The organism is Aquibaculum sediminis (genome assembly GCF_040712085.1).
In the GTDB taxonomy this organism is placed as follows: domain Bacteria; phylum Pseudomonadota; class Alphaproteobacteria; order Kiloniellales; family DSM-21159; genus Aquibaculum; species Aquibaculum sediminis.
Window position 1 is genome coordinate 20,264 of the sequence record NZ_JBFCVK010000009.1, and the last position, 14,787, is coordinate 35,050.

At 65.0% G+C, this 14,787-nt stretch carries 18 protein-coding genes; 7 read left to right on the plus strand and 11 right to left on the minus strand.

All coding sequences use genetic code 11. The features are described 5' to 3' along the window. Positions 1–23: 23 nt before the first annotated feature. The 6 genes from ABZ720_RS14295 to ABZ720_RS14320 all read right to left on the minus strand — a co-directional run bounded on the left by ABZ720_RS14295 (position 24) and on the right by ABZ720_RS14320 (position 4,440). Positions 24–968 (minus strand): branched-chain amino acid ABC transporter permease, encoded by a 945-nt coding sequence (locus ABZ720_RS14295; protein WP_366556209.1) that lies wholly within the window; start codon positions 966–968, stop codon positions 24–26. Continuing rightward, positions 968–1,831: a branched-chain amino acid ABC transporter permease gene (locus tag ABZ720_RS14300; protein WP_366556210.1), complete on the minus strand. Its 864-nt coding sequence runs from the start codon at positions 1,829–1,831 to the stop codon at positions 968–970. The genes ABZ720_RS14295 and ABZ720_RS14300 overlap by 1 nt, the downstream gene beginning before the upstream one ends. Positions 1,832–1,845: 14 nt before the next feature. Then, complete coding sequence (locus ABZ720_RS14305) at positions 1,846–2,550, minus strand: ABC transporter ATP-binding protein (protein ID WP_366556211.1); 705 nt, start codon at positions 2,548–2,550, stop codon at positions 1,846–1,848. After that, positions 2,547–3,320, minus strand: a complete 774-nt coding sequence (locus tag ABZ720_RS14310; RefSeq protein WP_366556326.1) for an ABC transporter ATP-binding protein — start codon at positions 3,318–3,320, stop codon at positions 2,547–2,549. The genes ABZ720_RS14305 and ABZ720_RS14310 overlap by 4 nt, the downstream gene beginning before the upstream one ends. A gap of 155 nt (positions 3,321–3,475) precedes the next feature. Continuing rightward, on the minus strand, positions 3,476–4,000 hold the full coding sequence (locus ABZ720_RS14315) for a peptidoglycan-binding domain-containing protein (RefSeq protein WP_366556212.1): 525 nt from the start codon (positions 3,998–4,000) through the stop codon (positions 3,476–3,478). Between the two features lie 104 nt (positions 4,001–4,104). Continuing rightward, complete coding sequence (locus tag ABZ720_RS14320) at positions 4,105–4,440, minus strand: hypothetical protein (protein WP_366556213.1); 336 nt, start codon at positions 4,438–4,440, stop codon at positions 4,105–4,107. A gap of 165 nt (positions 4,441–4,605) precedes the next feature. Between ABZ720_RS14320 and ABZ720_RS14325 the strand changes: the two genes are divergently transcribed. The 7 genes from ABZ720_RS14325 (at position 4,606) to ABZ720_RS14355 (ending at position 10,429) form a co-directional block, all read left to right on the plus strand. Next, the gene (locus ABZ720_RS14325; protein ID WP_366556214.1) at positions 4,606–5,373 is read left to right on the plus strand and encodes an SDR family NAD(P)-dependent oxidoreductase; all 768 of its coding nucleotides are present in this window, start codon (positions 4,606–4,608) and stop codon (positions 5,371–5,373) included. Then, positions 5,370–5,891, plus strand: a complete 522-nt coding sequence (locus ABZ720_RS14330) for a MarR family winged helix-turn-helix transcriptional regulator (protein WP_366556215.1) — start codon at positions 5,370–5,372, stop codon at positions 5,889–5,891. Before ABZ720_RS14325 ends, ABZ720_RS14330 begins: the two co-directional genes overlap by 4 nt. Next, entirely contained in the window at positions 5,888–6,697 is an 810-nt protein-coding gene (locus ABZ720_RS14335) for an enoyl-CoA hydratase family protein (protein ID WP_366556216.1), read from the plus strand. The genes ABZ720_RS14330 and ABZ720_RS14335 overlap by 4 nt, the downstream gene beginning before the upstream one ends. Positions 6,698–6,699: 2 nt before the next feature. Then, on the plus strand, positions 6,700–7,878 hold the full coding sequence (locus ABZ720_RS14340; protein ID WP_366556217.1) for an acyl-CoA dehydrogenase family protein: 1,179 nt from the start codon (positions 6,700–6,702) through the stop codon (positions 7,876–7,878). A 70-nt stretch (positions 7,879–7,948) separates the two neighbouring features. Then, positions 7,949–9,601, plus strand: a complete 1,653-nt coding sequence (locus ABZ720_RS14345; protein ID WP_366556218.1) for an AMP-binding protein — start codon at positions 7,949–7,951, stop codon at positions 9,599–9,601. Next, a complete protein-coding gene (locus ABZ720_RS14350) occupies positions 9,598–10,029 on the plus strand; it encodes an acyl-CoA thioesterase (protein WP_366556219.1) in 432 nt (143 codons plus the stop codon). The genes ABZ720_RS14345 and ABZ720_RS14350 overlap by 4 nt, the downstream gene beginning before the upstream one ends. After that, positions 10,019–10,429 (plus strand): RidA family protein, encoded by a 411-nt coding sequence (locus ABZ720_RS14355; RefSeq protein ID WP_366556220.1) that lies wholly within the window; start codon positions 10,019–10,021, stop codon positions 10,427–10,429. Before ABZ720_RS14350 ends, ABZ720_RS14355 begins: the two co-directional genes overlap by 11 nt. 33 nt (positions 10,430–10,462) lie before the next feature. On the opposite strand, the gene ABZ720_RS14360 is transcribed toward ABZ720_RS14355, so the two are convergent. The 5 genes from ABZ720_RS14360 to ABZ720_RS14380 all read right to left on the minus strand — a co-directional run bounded on the left by ABZ720_RS14360 (position 10,463) and on the right by ABZ720_RS14380 (position 14,774). Continuing rightward, on the minus strand, positions 10,463–11,698 hold the full coding sequence (locus ABZ720_RS14360) for a class I SAM-dependent methyltransferase (protein ID WP_366556221.1): 1,236 nt from the start codon (positions 11,696–11,698) through the stop codon (positions 10,463–10,465). Between the two features lie 373 nt (positions 11,699–12,071). Then, positions 12,072–12,680, minus strand: a complete 609-nt coding sequence (rplI, locus tag ABZ720_RS14365; protein WP_366556222.1) for a 50S ribosomal protein L9 — start codon at positions 12,678–12,680, stop codon at positions 12,072–12,074. A gap of 20 nt (positions 12,681–12,700) precedes the next feature. Continuing rightward, the gene (gene rpsR / locus ABZ720_RS14370) at positions 12,701–12,958 is read right to left on the minus strand and encodes a 30S ribosomal protein S18 (protein ID WP_275822619.1); all 258 of its coding nucleotides are present in this window, start codon (positions 12,956–12,958) and stop codon (positions 12,701–12,703) included. 3 nt (positions 12,959–12,961) lie between these two features. Further along, a complete protein-coding gene (rpsF, locus tag ABZ720_RS14375) occupies positions 12,962–13,363 on the minus strand; it encodes a 30S ribosomal protein S6 (protein ID WP_366556223.1) in 402 nt (133 codons plus the stop codon). Between the two features lie 223 nt (positions 13,364–13,586). Next, the gene (locus tag ABZ720_RS14380) at positions 13,587–14,774 is read right to left on the minus strand and encodes a TauD/TfdA family dioxygenase (RefSeq protein ID WP_366556224.1); all 1,188 of its coding nucleotides are present in this window, start codon (positions 14,772–14,774) and stop codon (positions 13,587–13,589) included. Positions 14,775–14,787 lie beyond the last annotated feature (13 nt).

Genomic DNA, 14,787 nt, shown 5'->3' on the forward strand with positions numbered 1-14,787 from the left:
TTACGCCGCAACGGCCCTTCGGTTCACTCGTGCCTTTCGGGACGGGGCGGGCGCTCCGGCAGGATACCTTGGGGGCGAGCCAGCAGGATGACCTGCAGCAGGATGCCGATCAGCAGCACCCGCAGCGCGCCGGCACGGGTCACCAGATCCTCCGGCAGGCGGGTGACGAAGATCTCCGTCGCCGACCAAACAATCCAGATCACGAAGGCGCCGAGCAGGGCGCCTCGGTTGTTGCCGCTGCCGCCGGCGATCAACATCACCCAGATCAGGAAGGTCGCGAACAAGGGGTTGAAGGCTTCCGGGCTGATGAAGCGCACGAAGTGGGCGTAGAGCGCCCCGGCCAGTCCCATGACCACGGCGCCCAGCACGAAGGCCTGGAGCCGGAAGAGCAATGCGTTCTTGCCCATGGCCCGCGCCGCAGCTTCGTTCTCACGGATTGCCCGCAGCACGCGGCCCCAGGGTGAGCGCCAGGCCCGCTCGTTGGCCCAGTAGACGGCCGCGACGAAGGCAAGCACCAGCAGCAGGTAGAGGGTGGCGTCGTAGCCGGGAATGAGGCCCGCCAACGGGCGAGGAATGCCGGCCATGCCCCGCACACCCCCCGTCAGCCAGCCTTCGTTCTTCAGGGTTAGGCGCACGATCTCCGCAATGCCGATCGAGGCAATGGCCAGGTAGTCCGAGCGCAGGCGTAGGGTGATCAGTCCCACACCCAGGGCAAGAATGCCCGACAAGAGCATGGCCGCCGCCAGGCCGACAGGAAAGGGAAGGCCGAAACCGCCGAGGTGGCCGCTGCTCTCAGCCGTTGTGATGATCGCGCTGGTGTAGGCGCCAACCGTGAAGAAGGCGGCCACACCGATGTTCAGCATGCCGGCATAGCCCCACTGGACGTTGAGGCCGAGTGCCAGCAGACCGTAGATCCCGACCAGCGTCAGGAAAAAGATTCCGTAGGTGAGCAGTCCGGCCAGTTCCATCACACGGTGCTCCTGCCGGAGAAGAGGCCGGTCGGCCGCACGATCAGCATGACCACGAGAATGGCAAAGGCAATCGCAGGCTTGTAGGCGGCGGCAATGACCAGCGTCGACATCTCCTGGACGATGCCGATCACCAGACCGCCCACGATGGCGCCATAGGGCTTGCCGATGCCGCCCAGGATGGCGGCCGCAAAGATCGGCAGCAGCAGCGTCCAGCCCATTTCCGGGTGTAGCCGGGTGTCGAGGCCCAGGAAGACGCCGGCAGCACCCGCGAGCCCGCCGCCGAGCACCCAGGTCCAGAGCACCACGCGCTCCGTATCGATGCCCGACAGGCGCGCGAGGTTGGGGTTGTCGGCCATGGCGCGCATGGCCTTGCCCATCTTGGTCCGCTGCAGGAAGAGGTGCACGGCGAGCACTAGGACGACTGTGCAGAGCAGGATGGTGATCTGGTCGGGGCGGATGCGCAGGCCGGCGACGCGGTAGGGCATCTGGATGCCGGCCTGGTAGGTGATGGTGTCCGGGCCCCAGATCATCTGCACCAGCGAGCGCAGGATGAGCGCAACGCCGAAGGAGGAGATCAGGAGGATCACCGGTTGTCGTGTTCGGAACCAGCGATAGAGCGATCGGTCGATGGCCAGTGCCAGCGCCGCCGTGGCGATCATGGCAATGGGCAGGGCGATCCACAGCGGCCAGGCGAGCGTGGTGAAGAAGATCAGCGCGATATAGGCGCCGGTGCTCATCAGGTCGCCGTGGGAGAAGTTGGCGAAACCGAGAATGCCGAAGGTAAGGGACACGCCGATGGCGCCGAGCGCGATCACACCGCCCAGCACGATCCCGTAAATCAGCAGCTGCAGGATATCCATTGTCGTCTCTTCCTTCAGCCGCCCAGGAACATTTCGGCGACCTCGCGGTCGGCGAGCAGCTCCTGGCCCGTGCCCTCGTGGCGATTGGCGCCCTGGGCCATGACATAGCCCCGGTTGGCGATGGCGAGTGCCTGCTTGGCGTTCTGTTCCACCATCAGGATGCCGATGCCGGCTGCGTTGACCTGCTTCACGATCTCGAAGATCTGGTCGATGAAGATCGGCGACAGTCCGGCCGTGGGTTCGTCCAGGAGCAGCAGCTTCGGATCGAGCATCAGCGCGCGGCCCATCGCCACCATCTGGCGCTGACCGCCGGAGAGGGTGCCGGCCGCCTGGCGCCGTTTTTCGCGTAGGGGCGGGAAGAGTTCGAACACCCGCTGCATGGCCGGGCGGATATCATCGTCGCGGACGAAGGCACCCATCTCGAGGTTTTCCTGCACCGTCAGGGTGGGGAAAACGTTGTCGGACTGCGGCACGAAGCAGATGCCCCGGCGCACGACGCGGTCGGGCTTCCAGTTGGTGATGTCCTGCCCGTCGAAGAGGATCTGTCCTGATCGAAGTTTGAGCAGGCCGAAGATGGCCTTCATGGCGGTGGACTTGCCCGCACCGTTGGGCCCGACGATGACCACGATCTCCCCCGCATCGACCCGCAGGGTGACGTCATGCAGAATGTCGGCCTCGCCGTAGCCGCCCGTGATCTTTTCCATGGACAGGAGGCTCACGCCGCGCCCTCCGTTTCGTGGGCGCCGCTGTGACCGAGATAGGCTTCCAGCACACGCTCGTCGCGGCGGATGCTGTCCATGGAGCCTTGTGTGAGCACCCGGCCCTCCGCAAGCACGATCACCGGGTGACAGAGTTCGGCGATCAGGTCCATGTCGTGCTCGATGATGCAGAAGCTGTAGCCACGCTCGCAGTGGAGCTGCTGGATCATGCGGGCGAGCTTGCCCATGAGCGTGCGGTTCACCCCGGCCGCCGGCTCGTCGAGCAGTACGAGCTTGGCGTCGGTCATCATGGTACGCCCCAGTTCGAGCAACTTCTTCTGCCCGCCCGAGAGATTGCCGGCGAGTTCGTCACGGACGTGTGTGAGTTCCAGGAACTCCAGCACCTCTTCGCCCTTGCGGCGAACATCGCGCTCCTCCCGTCGGACCGCGCCCCAGCGTAGCCAGGAGGCAAAGAGACTCTCTCCCGATTGCTGCGGCGGAACCAGCATCAGGTTCTCGAGCACTGTCATGCGAGAGAATTCGTGGGGGATCTGGAAGGTGCGGACGATTCCGAGGCTGAACAACCGCTCGGGGGAGAAGCCGGTCACATCCTGTCCCTTGAACAGGATCCGGCCACCGCTCGGCTTGATGAAGCCGGCAATCATGTTGAACACCGTGGTCTTGCCCGCACCGTTGGGCCCGATCAGTCCGGTGATCGCGCCTTCCTCCAGGGTGAAGGAACAGTCACTGACCGCCCGCAATCCACCAAAGGACTTCGACAGGTGCTCCACCTGGATCAAGCCGCATCTCCCCCTGAACAAGGCCCGGCACTCGACACGCGAACACTTACCCCGCCGCGCGATGGGGCAAGCCGGCTGGGCGTGGCGTTAGCACAGGGCCAGCGGTGGCTCAAGCCGGAGTCGCGCGGCCATTCAAGGTCGCGAAATCAGATGCGGCCCTGGCGCACAAGCTCCTCGTCCAGGGCGTCGAGCAGCTGCCGGTCAACACCGGTTCCTCCCGCGATCCCCTGGTCTCTGCGGAAGGATGTGACGGCCTCGCGTGTCTGCGGACCGGAAATGCCATCGACGCCTGCACGATAGTAGCCGAGGAGCTTGAGCATCTCCTGCGCACGCCGCACTTCGGGGTCGCGTTGAACGGCTGTGGTGGTGCCACGGCGGAGGTCGGAATTGATGAAGTGCAGCTGGAGCTGCAGCTCCTTGTCGATTCGCTGGGACGTGGCAATTCCGGCCGCGCGTCGGTAGGCGTTGGCGGCTGAAAGTGTCCCGGAGCCCACGATCCCGTCGATGGCGCCGTGGTACCAGCCCAGGTTGGCCAGACGCTCCTGCACGTCGACGATGTCGGCTCTTTCGCGCAGTTCTATCGTTTCCTGCGCCAGGACGGGCGGTGCGGCGACGGCGGCAGTCAGAAGGCTTGCGGTGAGAAGGGCGCCTGCGAGCGTTGTGCGAAACATCGGCGGCAGTCCTCTTAATGATTGGTTCTCGTGATTCGAAAGGCCAAGCTGCTGCACCAGCATGGCGGCATCATGGCGCGGCGACCACTTCCCGCTTTACGGGCTCAACGACGCCGGCCGAAGTGCAGCACCAGCGCGAGCAGAAGGCAGGCGAGGAAGGCCCAGAGAAAGCCCTCCTGGTCCTTTGCGTTCCATTCCCAGGGTGCCCACCCCTGATACCAGACTTCGGCCATCGGGGCATCGAGCCGGTTTTCATGATCGCGCTTCTCCCGGCCCCAATAGAAGCCGACGGCGAGGGCAGCACCGATCCAGTGTGCGTTCGCGACGCGCAATGGCCGGGTCACGAGCAGAACGGCCGCCATGATCAGAAGGGCAATCACGCCGTGGGAAATGGCCGGCCGGGCGAGAAAGAACTCGATCACTGCAACAAATATTTGCACCGGCCTGGATGCTCCTTCGCGACGATGACCGTCGCAGCAGACTGAGGCGCGGGGGCGGCGTCAAGGAAGGCTTGTGGGCCTGCGACGATTATTTTAAGCTTAAAACAATTGAGACAAGACGGTGTGCCGGCTTTCACAGGGCACATTTTACGAGGGAGGCGCGAGGTGAGCGGGCTCGATGGGCAGCACGCATTGGTCACCGGAGCCGGGCGCGGCATCGGCGCTGCCATAGCGCGCAGCCTGGTGGCGGCCGGCGCGCGGGTGAGCCTGGTGGGGCGGGCGCGCGCGCCGCTCGAAGCCTTGCGCGCGGAGTTGGGCGAAGCCTGCGCGGTACAGACCGCTGATGTGACCAGTGACAGCGATATCGGCGCGGCGATTGCAGATGCGCAAGCGCAGTTCGGCCCCATCGACATCCTAGTGAACAATGCCGGAGCGGCGGCTTCCGGCCCCTTCGAACGCCTGGAGCGCGCGACCTGGGACGCCATGCTCGCCGTCAACCTGACCGCCGTCTACAGCTGCTGCCAGGCTGTCTTGCCGGGCATGCTGGCGCGGGACTGGGGACGGATCGTCACCATAGCCAGCACGGCGGGCCTGAAGGGCTATCCCTATGTCGCCGCCTATGGGGCTGCCAAGCACGGCGCCATCGGTCTGACACGGGCGCTGGCGCTGGAGACAGCGCGCAGCGGTGTCACGATCAACGCGGTCTGTCCCGGCTACACCGACACCGATCTCATCAAGGAGGCGGCTGCGCGCATCGAGGCGGCCAGCGGGCGTTCCCGGGAGTCCGTGCGCGAAAACTTCGCCAAGACCAACCCGCAAGGGCGATTGGTCAAGCCGGAAGAGGTCGCCAACGCCGTGCTGTGGCTCTGCCGTCCGGGCAGTGAGGCCATCACGGGACAGTCCATAGTCGTCGCGGGGGGAGAGGTGACATGAGCTTGGCGTCGCAGAGGGATAGCGCGCCCGCGGCAGAGTCCACGCCCGGCGACAGCAAGGCCGCCTTGCGGCTGTGGCTGCGCCTGCTCGCCTGCAGCAACCTGATCAGCGGCGAGTTGCGCACGCGCCTGCGCTCGCACTTCGATGCCACCCTGCCGCGCTTCGACTTGCTGGCCCAGCTCGATCGCGCCCCGGATGGTTTATCGATGGGCGAACTCAGCCGGCGCCTGATGGTGTCCAACGGCAATGTCACCGGGGTCACGGAGCGGCTGCTGACTGAAGGCTGGGTCACCCGTGTGGCAGCCGAGCACGACCGCCGCTCGCAGATCGTGCGCCTGACGCCCAGGGGCCGGGACGCCTTTGCCGAGATGGCGGCCGAGCATGAGGCCTGGGTGTCGGAGTGTTTCAGCGGGCTCAGCACCGAAGAAATGAACGATCTGACCCGGCTTCTCGGTCGCCTGCGCGAGTCCGTTGCGCAGACGGTCGAGAGCAGCGTCGAGGAAAGGGATGGCGGATGAGCCTGGCCGACTATCGCGCGGAGCATTTCCGCTGGGAGCTCGATGACGGGGTCGGGCAGATCACCCTGAACCGCCCGGATCGCAAGAACCCGCTGACCTTTGAATCCTACGCCGAATTGCGCGATCTCTTCCGACGCCTGGGCGATGCGCCCGAAGTGCGCTGCGTCGTCGTCTCCGGCGCCGGCGGCAACTTCTGCTCCGGCGGTGACGTTCATGAGATCATCGGTCCGCTGGTCGAAAGCGACATGCCGGCCTTGCTGCGTTTCACCCGCATGACCGGCGATCTGGTGAAGGCCATGCGCGCCTGCCCGCAGCCCATCGTGGCGGCTGTTGACGGCGTTTGTGTCGGGGCGGGCGCAATCATCGCGCTGGCGTCGGACCTGCGCTACGGCACCGAAAACGCCAAGGTGGCTTTCCTGTTCGTGCGGGTCGGGCTGGCCGGCTGTGACATGGGCGCCTGTGCCATGCTGCCGCGGGTCATCGGCCAGGGGCGTGCTTCGGAGCTGCTCTACAGCGGCCGCGCCATGTCGGGCGAAGAGGCAGAGCGTTGGGGCTTCTTCAACCGCCTGTGCAGTCCGGAGGAGCTTGAGGGTGAAGCCTTAGGGCAGGCCCGGCGCCTCGCCGACGGACCCACCTTCGCCCACGCCATGACCAAGCGCATGCTGCATCAGGAGTGGGATATGGGGATCGATGCGGCGATCGAGGCGGAAGCCCAGGCCCAGGCCATCTGCATGCAGACCCAGGACTTCCGGCGCGCCTACGAGGCTTTCGTTAGCAAGGAAAAGCCGAAGTTCGAAGGCAACTGAGCATGATCGACCGCAGCTTTCTCGGCTGGCCCTTCTTCGAAGACCGCCATCGTGCGTTGGCAGAGCGGCTCGATGACTGGGCCGAGGCGCAACTTCCGGCCTTGCTCGCGGATGCCGAGAGCGACCTGGACGGCACCTGCCGGCGTCTGGCGGTGGCGCTGGGTGAGGCTGGCTGGCTGAAATGGTGCGTGCCTGAGACGCAAGGGGCCGGGCAGGGCACGCTCGATGTCCGCAGCCTTTGCCTCATGCGCGAGACCCTGGCCCGGCACCACGGTCTTGCCGACTTCGCCTTCGCGATGCAGGGGCTGGGCAGCGGCCCGATCCTGCTCTTCGGCACGGCCGAGCAGCAGCAACGCTGGCTGCCCGCGGTGCGGACCGGCCGGAGCCTTGCGGCCTTCGCACTTTCGGAGCCGGACGCCGGTTCCGATGTCGCGGCAACTGCCACCCGGGCGCGCCGCGAGGGCGGCGGCTGGGTGCTGGACGGCTGCAAGACCTGGATCTCGAACGGCGGCATCGCCGGCCATTACGTGGTTTTTGCCCGCAGCGAGGAGGCGCCGGGCGCAAAGGGCCTGTCCGCCTTCATCGTGCCGGCCGATGCGCCGGGGCTGAGGGTTGCCGAGCGCATTGCGGTGACGGCGCCCCATCCCCTGGCGCGGCTCGAGTTCGATGGCTGCCGCGTGGGGGACGACGCCCTGCTGGGACAGCCGGGGCAGGGCTTTCGCATCGCCATGGCGACCCTGGATATCTTCCGCTCCACGGTGGGCGCGGCCGCTCTCGGGCTCGCCCGCAGGGCCTTCCACGAGGCGTTGGAGCACGCGCGTGGGCGCAGCCTTTTCGGCCAGCCTCTGGCGGAACTGCAGCTCTCTCAGGGGCGGCTGGCGGAAATGGCAACCGCGATCGACGCTGCCGCCTTGCTGGTCTACCGCGCGGCCTGGGCCAAGGACGTCGGCGCGGAGCGTGTCACCCGCGAGGCCGCCATGGCGAAACTCTTTGCCACTGAGGAAGCACAGAAGGTCGTCGATGGTGCGGTGCAACTGCTCGGCGGGCGTGGGCTGATCGCCGGCAGCAAGGCCGAGGAGCTGTATCGCGAGGTTCGTGCCCTGCGCATCTACGAGGGGGCCAGCGAAGTCCAGAAGATCATCATTGCCCGGCAGCTTCTGTCTGAGGCAGGCGGGCGCTGAGGCTGTGGCAGCTGCGCCCGTATGGCTTTCTCACGCGTCGGGCGACTTTGTGAAGGGAGGAGTTCATTCGATGCCGACAGCCTCCGCTCATATCGACAGCTTCGCCCGCGATAACCTTCCGCCGCGTGACACCTGGCCCGATCTCATCTTCACGCTGCCTGAGCTGGCCTATCCCGAGCGCCTGAACTGTGGCGCAGAACTCCTTGATCGCATGGTCAAAAGTGGGTTTGCCGAGCGCCCCTGTTTGATCGGCAGTGCAGGCGTCTGGACCTATGCGGAAACCCTCGACCGGGTGCAGCGCATCGCCCGGGTCCTGGTGGGGGATTTCGGCCTTGTCCCCGGCAACAGCGTGCTGCTGCGCGCGCCCAATTCCCCCATGCTGGCCGCCTGCTGGCTGGCGGTGATGCGCATCGGCGGCATTGCCGTCACCACCATGCCGCTGCTGCGTGCCGGAGAGCTCGCGAAGGTGATCGACAAGGCCCAGGTGAGCTTTGCGCTCTGCGATGCCGGCTTGCTCGAGGAGCTGGAGCGGGCGCAGGCGATGCAGCCGGTGCTGCGACGCATCCTGGCGATGAAGTCGGATGAACAAGAGGCCTTGGACTCGCGCATGCAGCGACGGGCGGCAGACTTTCCTGCTGTCGATACGGCCGCAGAGGATGTGGCGCTGATCGCCTTCACCTCGGGCACCACCGGCCAGCCCAAGGGAACCATGCATTTCCATCGCGATGTGCTGGCGATCTGCGACACCTTCTCCCGGCACATCCTGCAGCCCCGGCCGGACGACATCTTCTGCGGCTCGCCGCCCCTGGCCTTCACTTTTGGGCTGGGCGGGTTGCTGACCTTCCCCCTGCGTGTTGGTGCTGCCACGGTGCTTCTGGAAAAGCCCGGGGCGGAAGCCCTGCTTGCCGAGGCGATTGCCGGGCGAAAGGCCAGCATCTGCTTCACCGCACCGACGGCCTGGCGCGCCATGGTCAAAGCCATGGACGGCTACGATGTGACCAGCCTGCGCGCCGGGGTGTCAGCCGGGGAGCCCTTGCCGCGACCGACCTGGGAAGCGGTGGGGGAGCGCACGGGCGTGCGACTGATCGATGGCATCGGCGCCACCGAGATGCTGCACATCTTCATTTCTGCCTCCGGCGATGCCATTCGGCCCGGCGCCACCGGGCGGCCGGTGCCGGGCTACGAGGCCAAGGTCATAGACGACGAGGGGCAGGAGGTGCCGACCGGAGAGGTGGGGCGGCTGGCAGTGCGCGGACCCACTGGCTGTCGCTATCTCGCCGATCTGCGCCAGCGCGACTACGTGCAGCGAGGATGGAACGTCACCGGGGACAGCTACCGCGCTGACGAAGACGGCTACTTCTGGTTCCAGGCGCGCAACGACGACATGATCATCTCCTCAGGCTACAACATCGCCGGGCCGGAGGTGGAGGAAGCCCTGTTGGCACACCCCGCAGTGCAGGAATGCGCAGTGGTCGGCGCGCCCGACCTGGATCGGGGGGCAATTGTTAAGGCGTTCATTGTCTTGCACGATGACGTGAATGCTGGGAGCGAGCTCGTCAAACAGCTGCAGGAGTTCGTCAAGCGAAGCATTGCGCCTTACAAGTACCCCCGCGCCATCGAGTTCATCGAGGATCTCCCGCGCACGGAAACTGGCAAGGTGCAGCGCTTTCGCTTGCGCCAGTTGGAACGAGAGCGGGCTCAGGCCAGGGGTATCGGACCGTGAGTTCACAAGCGGCGCGGCTTGTCATCCCGCCGGTGCCGGCCGCCGCCTTCAGGCGTAATCGGCGCGTGCGGTTCAGCCACTGCGATCCTGCGGGGATCGTCTACTATCCCCGCTATCTCGACCTCTGCAACTCCCTGGTCGAGGATTGGTTCACCGAGGGCCTGGGCCTCCCGACCGTCCATCTGCAGTGTGATTTCCGCAAACCCAGCATGTTGGGTGAGACACTTGAGATGACGCTTCAGGTGGAGGCGGTCGGTAGCAGTTCGGTTGCGCTCTTCATCTTGACCCAGGGAGCGGAGAAGGATCCGCGCTTTGCGGCCCGGATTGTGCTGGTCTGCACCTCCCTGGAAAGCCACTGCGCGATTTCCCTGCCCGCGGACATCCGCGAGGCCATCGATCACTATCGGAGTCTTTGCCATGACGGCTGATGCCGCCACCCCGCATAACATTCTGCATCCCGCCACCTGGCCGCAGCCGCGCGGCTATGCCAACGGGATCGAAGCCCAAGGCCGCATGGTGTTCGTGGGCGGACAGATCGGGTGGAACAGCCGACAGGAACTGGCGCCGGATTTCCTGGGGCAGTCCCGTCTGGCTATGGAGAATGTGGTCGCGGTTCTTGCCGAGGCGCAAGCGACGCCGGAGCATCTGGTGCGGCTCACCTGGTACGTGACCGACATCGCGGCCTACGAAGCCAACCAGCGCGATCTCGGAGGCCTCTATCGCGAGATCCTGGGCCGACACTTTCCGGCCATGACACTGGTGCAGGTGGTCCGGCTGGCGGAGCCCGACGCCTTGATCGAGGTCGAAGCGACCGCGGTGGTGCCCTAGACCGGAGTCGAAGGTGCAACGCCGATTGGCGCTCTATTCCGCCGCCTTGGCCTGACCGCGGCTGCGCTCCCGTTCCCATTCGAAAATGTAGTCGCGTGTGAGCGGCAGGGTTTCCAGGCGCTTGGTGAGCTGGATCTGGAACACCGCCAAGCCCTGGTGGCGGAATCCCATTTCGCAGCCGGCCAGGTACATCTCCCACATGCGGCAGAAGCGTTCGTCGTAGAGTTCCGCCACTTGGGCGCGGGTCTTCAGAAAGCGCTCGTACCAATGACGCAGTGTCTCCGCGTAGTGCAGGCGCAGCACTTCGACGTCGGTGGTGAAGAGCCCGCTGCGCTCAACGGATGCCATCACCTCGGAGAGCGTGGGAATATCGGCGCCCGGGAAGATGTACTTGCGGATGAAGGGATTGATCGGCGAGGGTTCGTCCAAACGGCCGATGGAGTGCAGCACGCACACACCATCGTCGGCCAGGAGCTCTTTCAGCTTTGAGAAGAACTCATCATAGTTCTGTTTGCCCACATGCTCGAACATGCCGACGGACACGATGCGGTCGTAGGGGCCGTTTTCGTTGCGGTAGTCTTCCAGTTTGAAGCGGCAGCGGCCCTGCAGGCCCTGCTTTTCTGCGCGTTCCTGGCTCATTTTGTGCTGTTCAACCGAGAGCGTGACGCCGGTGACGTCGCAGGCCAGCTCATTGGCGAGATACAGTCCCAGCCCGCCCCAGCCTGAGCCGATATCGAGCGTCTTGAGACCGGGCTGAGTGAGATAGAGCTTTGCGGCAAGATGCTGCTTCTTGTCGTACTGCGCCTGCTCCAGCGAGTTGTCCGGATGGGTGAAGTAGGCGCAGGAGTACTGGCGGTCGCTGTCGAGGAAGTGGTCGTAGAGCACGCCCGAAAGGTCGTAATGGTGGGCGACGTTCTGCTGGGCCTTGCCAACGGGATTGAACTGCTTGAGGCGGCGACCCTGGCGGAGCAGGCGATTGCCCCACTGGTAGAAGGGCTGAGACTCCAGGCTCGCCCAGTTGCGGGCGATGATGTCCATCAGGGCGCGGAGGTCGGAATCCTCCTCCAGGGTGACCGTCCCGTCCATATAGGTTTCCGGTACGCGCAGCGCCGGATTGAAGGCGAGGTAGCGCTCCAGTCCCTTCTTCTGAAGCCTGAAGGTGGCTGAGGGCTCGTTGCCATCACCAAAGCTTTCCCGGCGACCATCTGCATGCACCAGGGTGAGGGTGCCCTGCTTGATCATCCGCTTGAGGAGGCTTGAAAGTAGCATCGTATGGCTCCGATACTGCTCGAGGGGTTGGCTCAGGATCGCTTTCGCAAAAGAGGTCCAGCTTCATAGAGCGGTCCCCGCCAGTGGCGAAGCAGGCACCGCCATACAGCGCTGGAGTCGCGTTTTCTTGCCCCGATCAATTTGAGCCGACCACGAACGCTCCCCAGCATGTCGGGAAGAATCTTTCCCCATCCTGCGAGACAGTTCAAGCCCCGCGACCACAACCGGTTGCGCCTGCTCCGGTTCCGGCAACTCGCGCAGCAAAAAAGGGCGGCACCTTTCGGTACCGCCCTTCTTCATTCGACCAGCCTTGAGCGCGTTCACTTCAAGCGAATTGCACGCGCCAGTCCTGGCTCAGCACGATATGAAGCCGTCAGGCCGTTTCCTCGTCGGATTCGGTCTCACCCGCGGCTTCCGCCTCGGCTGCCTCAGCCGCTTCGGCGGCAGCCAGGGCTTCCGCTTCAGCTGCTTCCTCGGCATCGATCATTTCATCGGCGCTGATGTAACGGCCGCTTTCGGCCTGCATCTCGGCTTCAGTCTCCGAGCGCGCAACGTTGATGCTGACGGGCACGGAGACTTCCGGATGCAGGCGCAAGCGGAGGTCATGCAGACCCAGCATCTTGATCGGACGATCGAGCACCACCTGATTGCGGTTTATGCTCGTACCGGCCGCGGTCACCGCCTCGGCGATGTCGCGAGAGGCGACGGAGCCGTAGAGCTGGCCCGAGTCGCCCGCCTGCCGGATGATGACGACGCTCAAGCCGTCGATCTTCTTGGCAACCGCTTCGGCTTCCTGACGACGCTTGAGGTTCTCGGCCTCAAGCTGTGCCCGGCGCTGTTCGAAAATCGCAAGATTTTCCTTGTTGGAGCGCAGGGCCTTGTGCTGCGGCAGCAGATAGTTGCGCGCGAAGCCGGGCTTGACCCGTACCACGTCGCCCATCTGGCCGAGGTTTTCGATCCGCTCGAGCAGGATCACTTCCATGGTTCGATCCTTCCCGTGGATTACTTGATGACGTAGGGCAAGAGACCGAGGTAGCGCGCGCGCTTGATGGCGCGGGCCAACTCACGCTGCTTCTTGGCGGATACCGCCGTAATCCGACTCGGCACGATCTTGCCGCGCTCGGAAACGAAGCGGCCAAGCAGCTTCACGTCCTTGTAGTCGATCTTCGGCGCGTTCGGGCCGGAGAAGGGGCAGGACTTGCGGCGACGGAAGAACGGCCGACGCGGCGTGCCACCCTTGCTGACGATTTCGACACTCATGCTTTAACCCTCCCTGCGCGGACCACGATCGCGGCGCGGACCGTCACCGCGGCCGCCACGGCCACCGCGATCATCGCGGCCGTGCTTGCTCTGCATCATGGCGGACGGCTCGGGATCCAGTTCCGGGACCCGGACCGTCAGATAGCGCAGTACATCTTCGTTGTAGCGCATCACGCGCTCGAACTCGGCGATCGCCGGTGCCGGCGCTTCGACGCTGAAGAGGACGTAGTGCCCCTTGCGGTTCTTCTTGATGCGATAGGATAGGTTCTTCAGGCCCCAGTACTCGCGCTTGGCGATGGCGCCGCCCTGATCCTGGAGGACCTGGGCGAGTTCGTCGCCGAGCTGCTCGACCTGGGACGCAGAAATGTCCTGGCGTGCGATGAACACGCTCTCGTAATAGGCCATCTTTTGCTCCTTATGGCTCGTAATGGGCCGGAGCCCCAGCTGACGCCGGCGGCCGATCGGCCCCAGCCGACCCCATCATCCGCAAACACGGCGTGAGCGGGAGCCGGCAAGGAGTTTCGCTGCCACAAGCGGAAGCCCGGGGCAGTGAAGCGCGGACTATAGCGCTGGCTGTCGATGGCGCAAGGTCTTCTGCAGGGTCAGATGTTTGCTCCCGCTGGGCCTATCAAGTGCTTTCACGTTCCAGCAGGCGCAGGCGGCTTTCGACCATCGATCTGGGCAGGTAACAGCCCTGCAGGTGTCGTCGGCCGTTTGCGGTGAATGCGGTCCGCCCGTGCAGGACACGCCGGTTATCGAAGGCAAGGATGTCGCCGGCACCCAACCGCAGGCCCAACTGATTGTCAGGGTGGCCCAAGGCGCGCCAAAGCTGCTGGTAGGCCGAATAGAAGCGCTCCACCTCGTCTTCGGGCAGATCGAGACTGTCGCGGATCCAGTTGTTGAAACGCAGGCCCGTCACAGCCCCCTGGCTGTCCACCTCGATGAGCGGCACGCGATGACAGATGTCGACTTCCGCGTCCTGAAAGCGGAAGTCGATGGCCTGAGTGGTCAGGACATGGAAGGTCTCGGGCTGATCCCTGCGCAGGCCTTCGGCCACCTGGAGGCCGTCCACCAGCGTGGAGTCTCCGCCGTCAGCTTCATTGGCGATGCAGAAAAGCAGTTGAATATCCGGTGGGTGGGGATGGTTCGGCAGGTCCACGTGCGGCTCGAGAGCCAGTGAGGTGTAGGCTGCATTGTTGGGGTCGGGCTTCGACTGGACATCGAAGATGCGCCCGAAATGGGTCTCATGAATTGGCGCCACGCCGCTTGCGAAACGCTCCAGTTCTCCGGCCTGCGCCGGCGCCCCGCGCAGCAAAACCGCACCGTACTGCAGCAGGGCTTCGATCCAGGCGCGTTGTTCCTCTGCGGACTCTTTGAAGCGGTCATAACTGTATTCGGGCACTTGTCCCATGGTTCGAGCCGACCAGGACTGTCTCGGCCGGGCGCGTTTGCTGCGACTTGCCGAATCGTAGGCGCGACGCCGCAGCCAGCCCGGATCGAAGCGCGACTGATGGGCCGGCGCGGAGTCCCCCGCCGGCCAGGTCAGGATAAGGACGCCGTTCTCCTCCAGTTCCGCGCTTGCCTGGCCAATCGGCAGTGGCAGGTCACGCAGTTCGAACAGCCGCTCGCGGGTTTGAGGATGCCGGCACTCGGGGCAGGCACAGTGGTCGCGCAGCCAGGTCCAATGAAACCGACTCTCACGACCATCGTCCCAGATGACGCTGAGGGCACGTTCCTCAGGGTGCAGGGCGGCGATCCGTTCCGGACCGGCGTAAGGCGCGAGTTCTCCCATATCCACCAACGGTCTGGCCTTCATCGCCTTTCCTCCT

Bases quoted from the DNA above. Each gene is read 5' to 3' on its own strand.
- ABZ720_RS14295 (WP_366556209.1), bottom strand. From the start codon at position 968: ATGGAACTGGCCGGACTGCTCACCTACGGAATCTTTTTCCTGACGCTG.
- ABZ720_RS14300 (WP_366556210.1), bottom strand. From the start codon at position 1,831: ATGGATATCCTGCAGCTGCTGATTTACGGGATCGTGCTGGGCGGTGTG.
- ABZ720_RS14315 (WP_366556212.1), bottom strand. From the start codon at position 4,000: ATGTTTCGCACAACGCTCGCAGGCGCCCTTCTCACCGCAAGCCTTCTG.
- ABZ720_RS14330 (WP_366556215.1), top strand. From the start codon at position 5,370: ATGAGCTTGGCGTCGCAGAGGGATAGCGCGCCCGCGGCAGAGTCCACG.
- ABZ720_RS14335 (WP_366556216.1), top strand. From the start codon at position 5,888: ATGAGCCTGGCCGACTATCGCGCGGAGCATTTCCGCTGGGAGCTCGAT.
- ABZ720_RS14340 (WP_366556217.1), top strand. From the start codon at position 6,700: ATGATCGACCGCAGCTTTCTCGGCTGGCCCTTCTTCGAAGACCGCCAT.
- ABZ720_RS14345 (WP_366556218.1), top strand. From the start codon at position 7,949: ATGCCGACAGCCTCCGCTCATATCGACAGCTTCGCCCGCGATAACCTT.
- ABZ720_RS14355 (WP_366556220.1), top strand. From the start codon at position 10,019: ATGACGGCTGATGCCGCCACCCCGCATAACATTCTGCATCCCGCCACC.
- ABZ720_RS14360 (WP_366556221.1), bottom strand. From the start codon at position 11,698: ATGCTACTTTCAAGCCTCCTCAAGCGGATGATCAAGCAGGGCACCCTC.
- rplI (WP_366556222.1), bottom strand. From the start codon at position 12,680: ATGGAAGTGATCCTGCTCGAGCGGATCGAAAACCTCGGCCAGATGGGC.
- rpsR (WP_275822619.1), bottom strand. From the start codon at position 12,958: ATGAGTGTCGAAATCGTCAGCAAGGGTGGCACGCCGCGTCGGCCGTTC.
- rpsF (WP_366556223.1), bottom strand. From the start codon at position 13,363: ATGGCCTATTACGAGAGCGTGTTCATCGCACGCCAGGACATTTCTGCG.
- ABZ720_RS14380 (WP_366556224.1), bottom strand. From the start codon at position 14,774: ATGAAGGCCAGACCGTTGGTGGATATGGGAGAACTCGCGCCTTACGCC.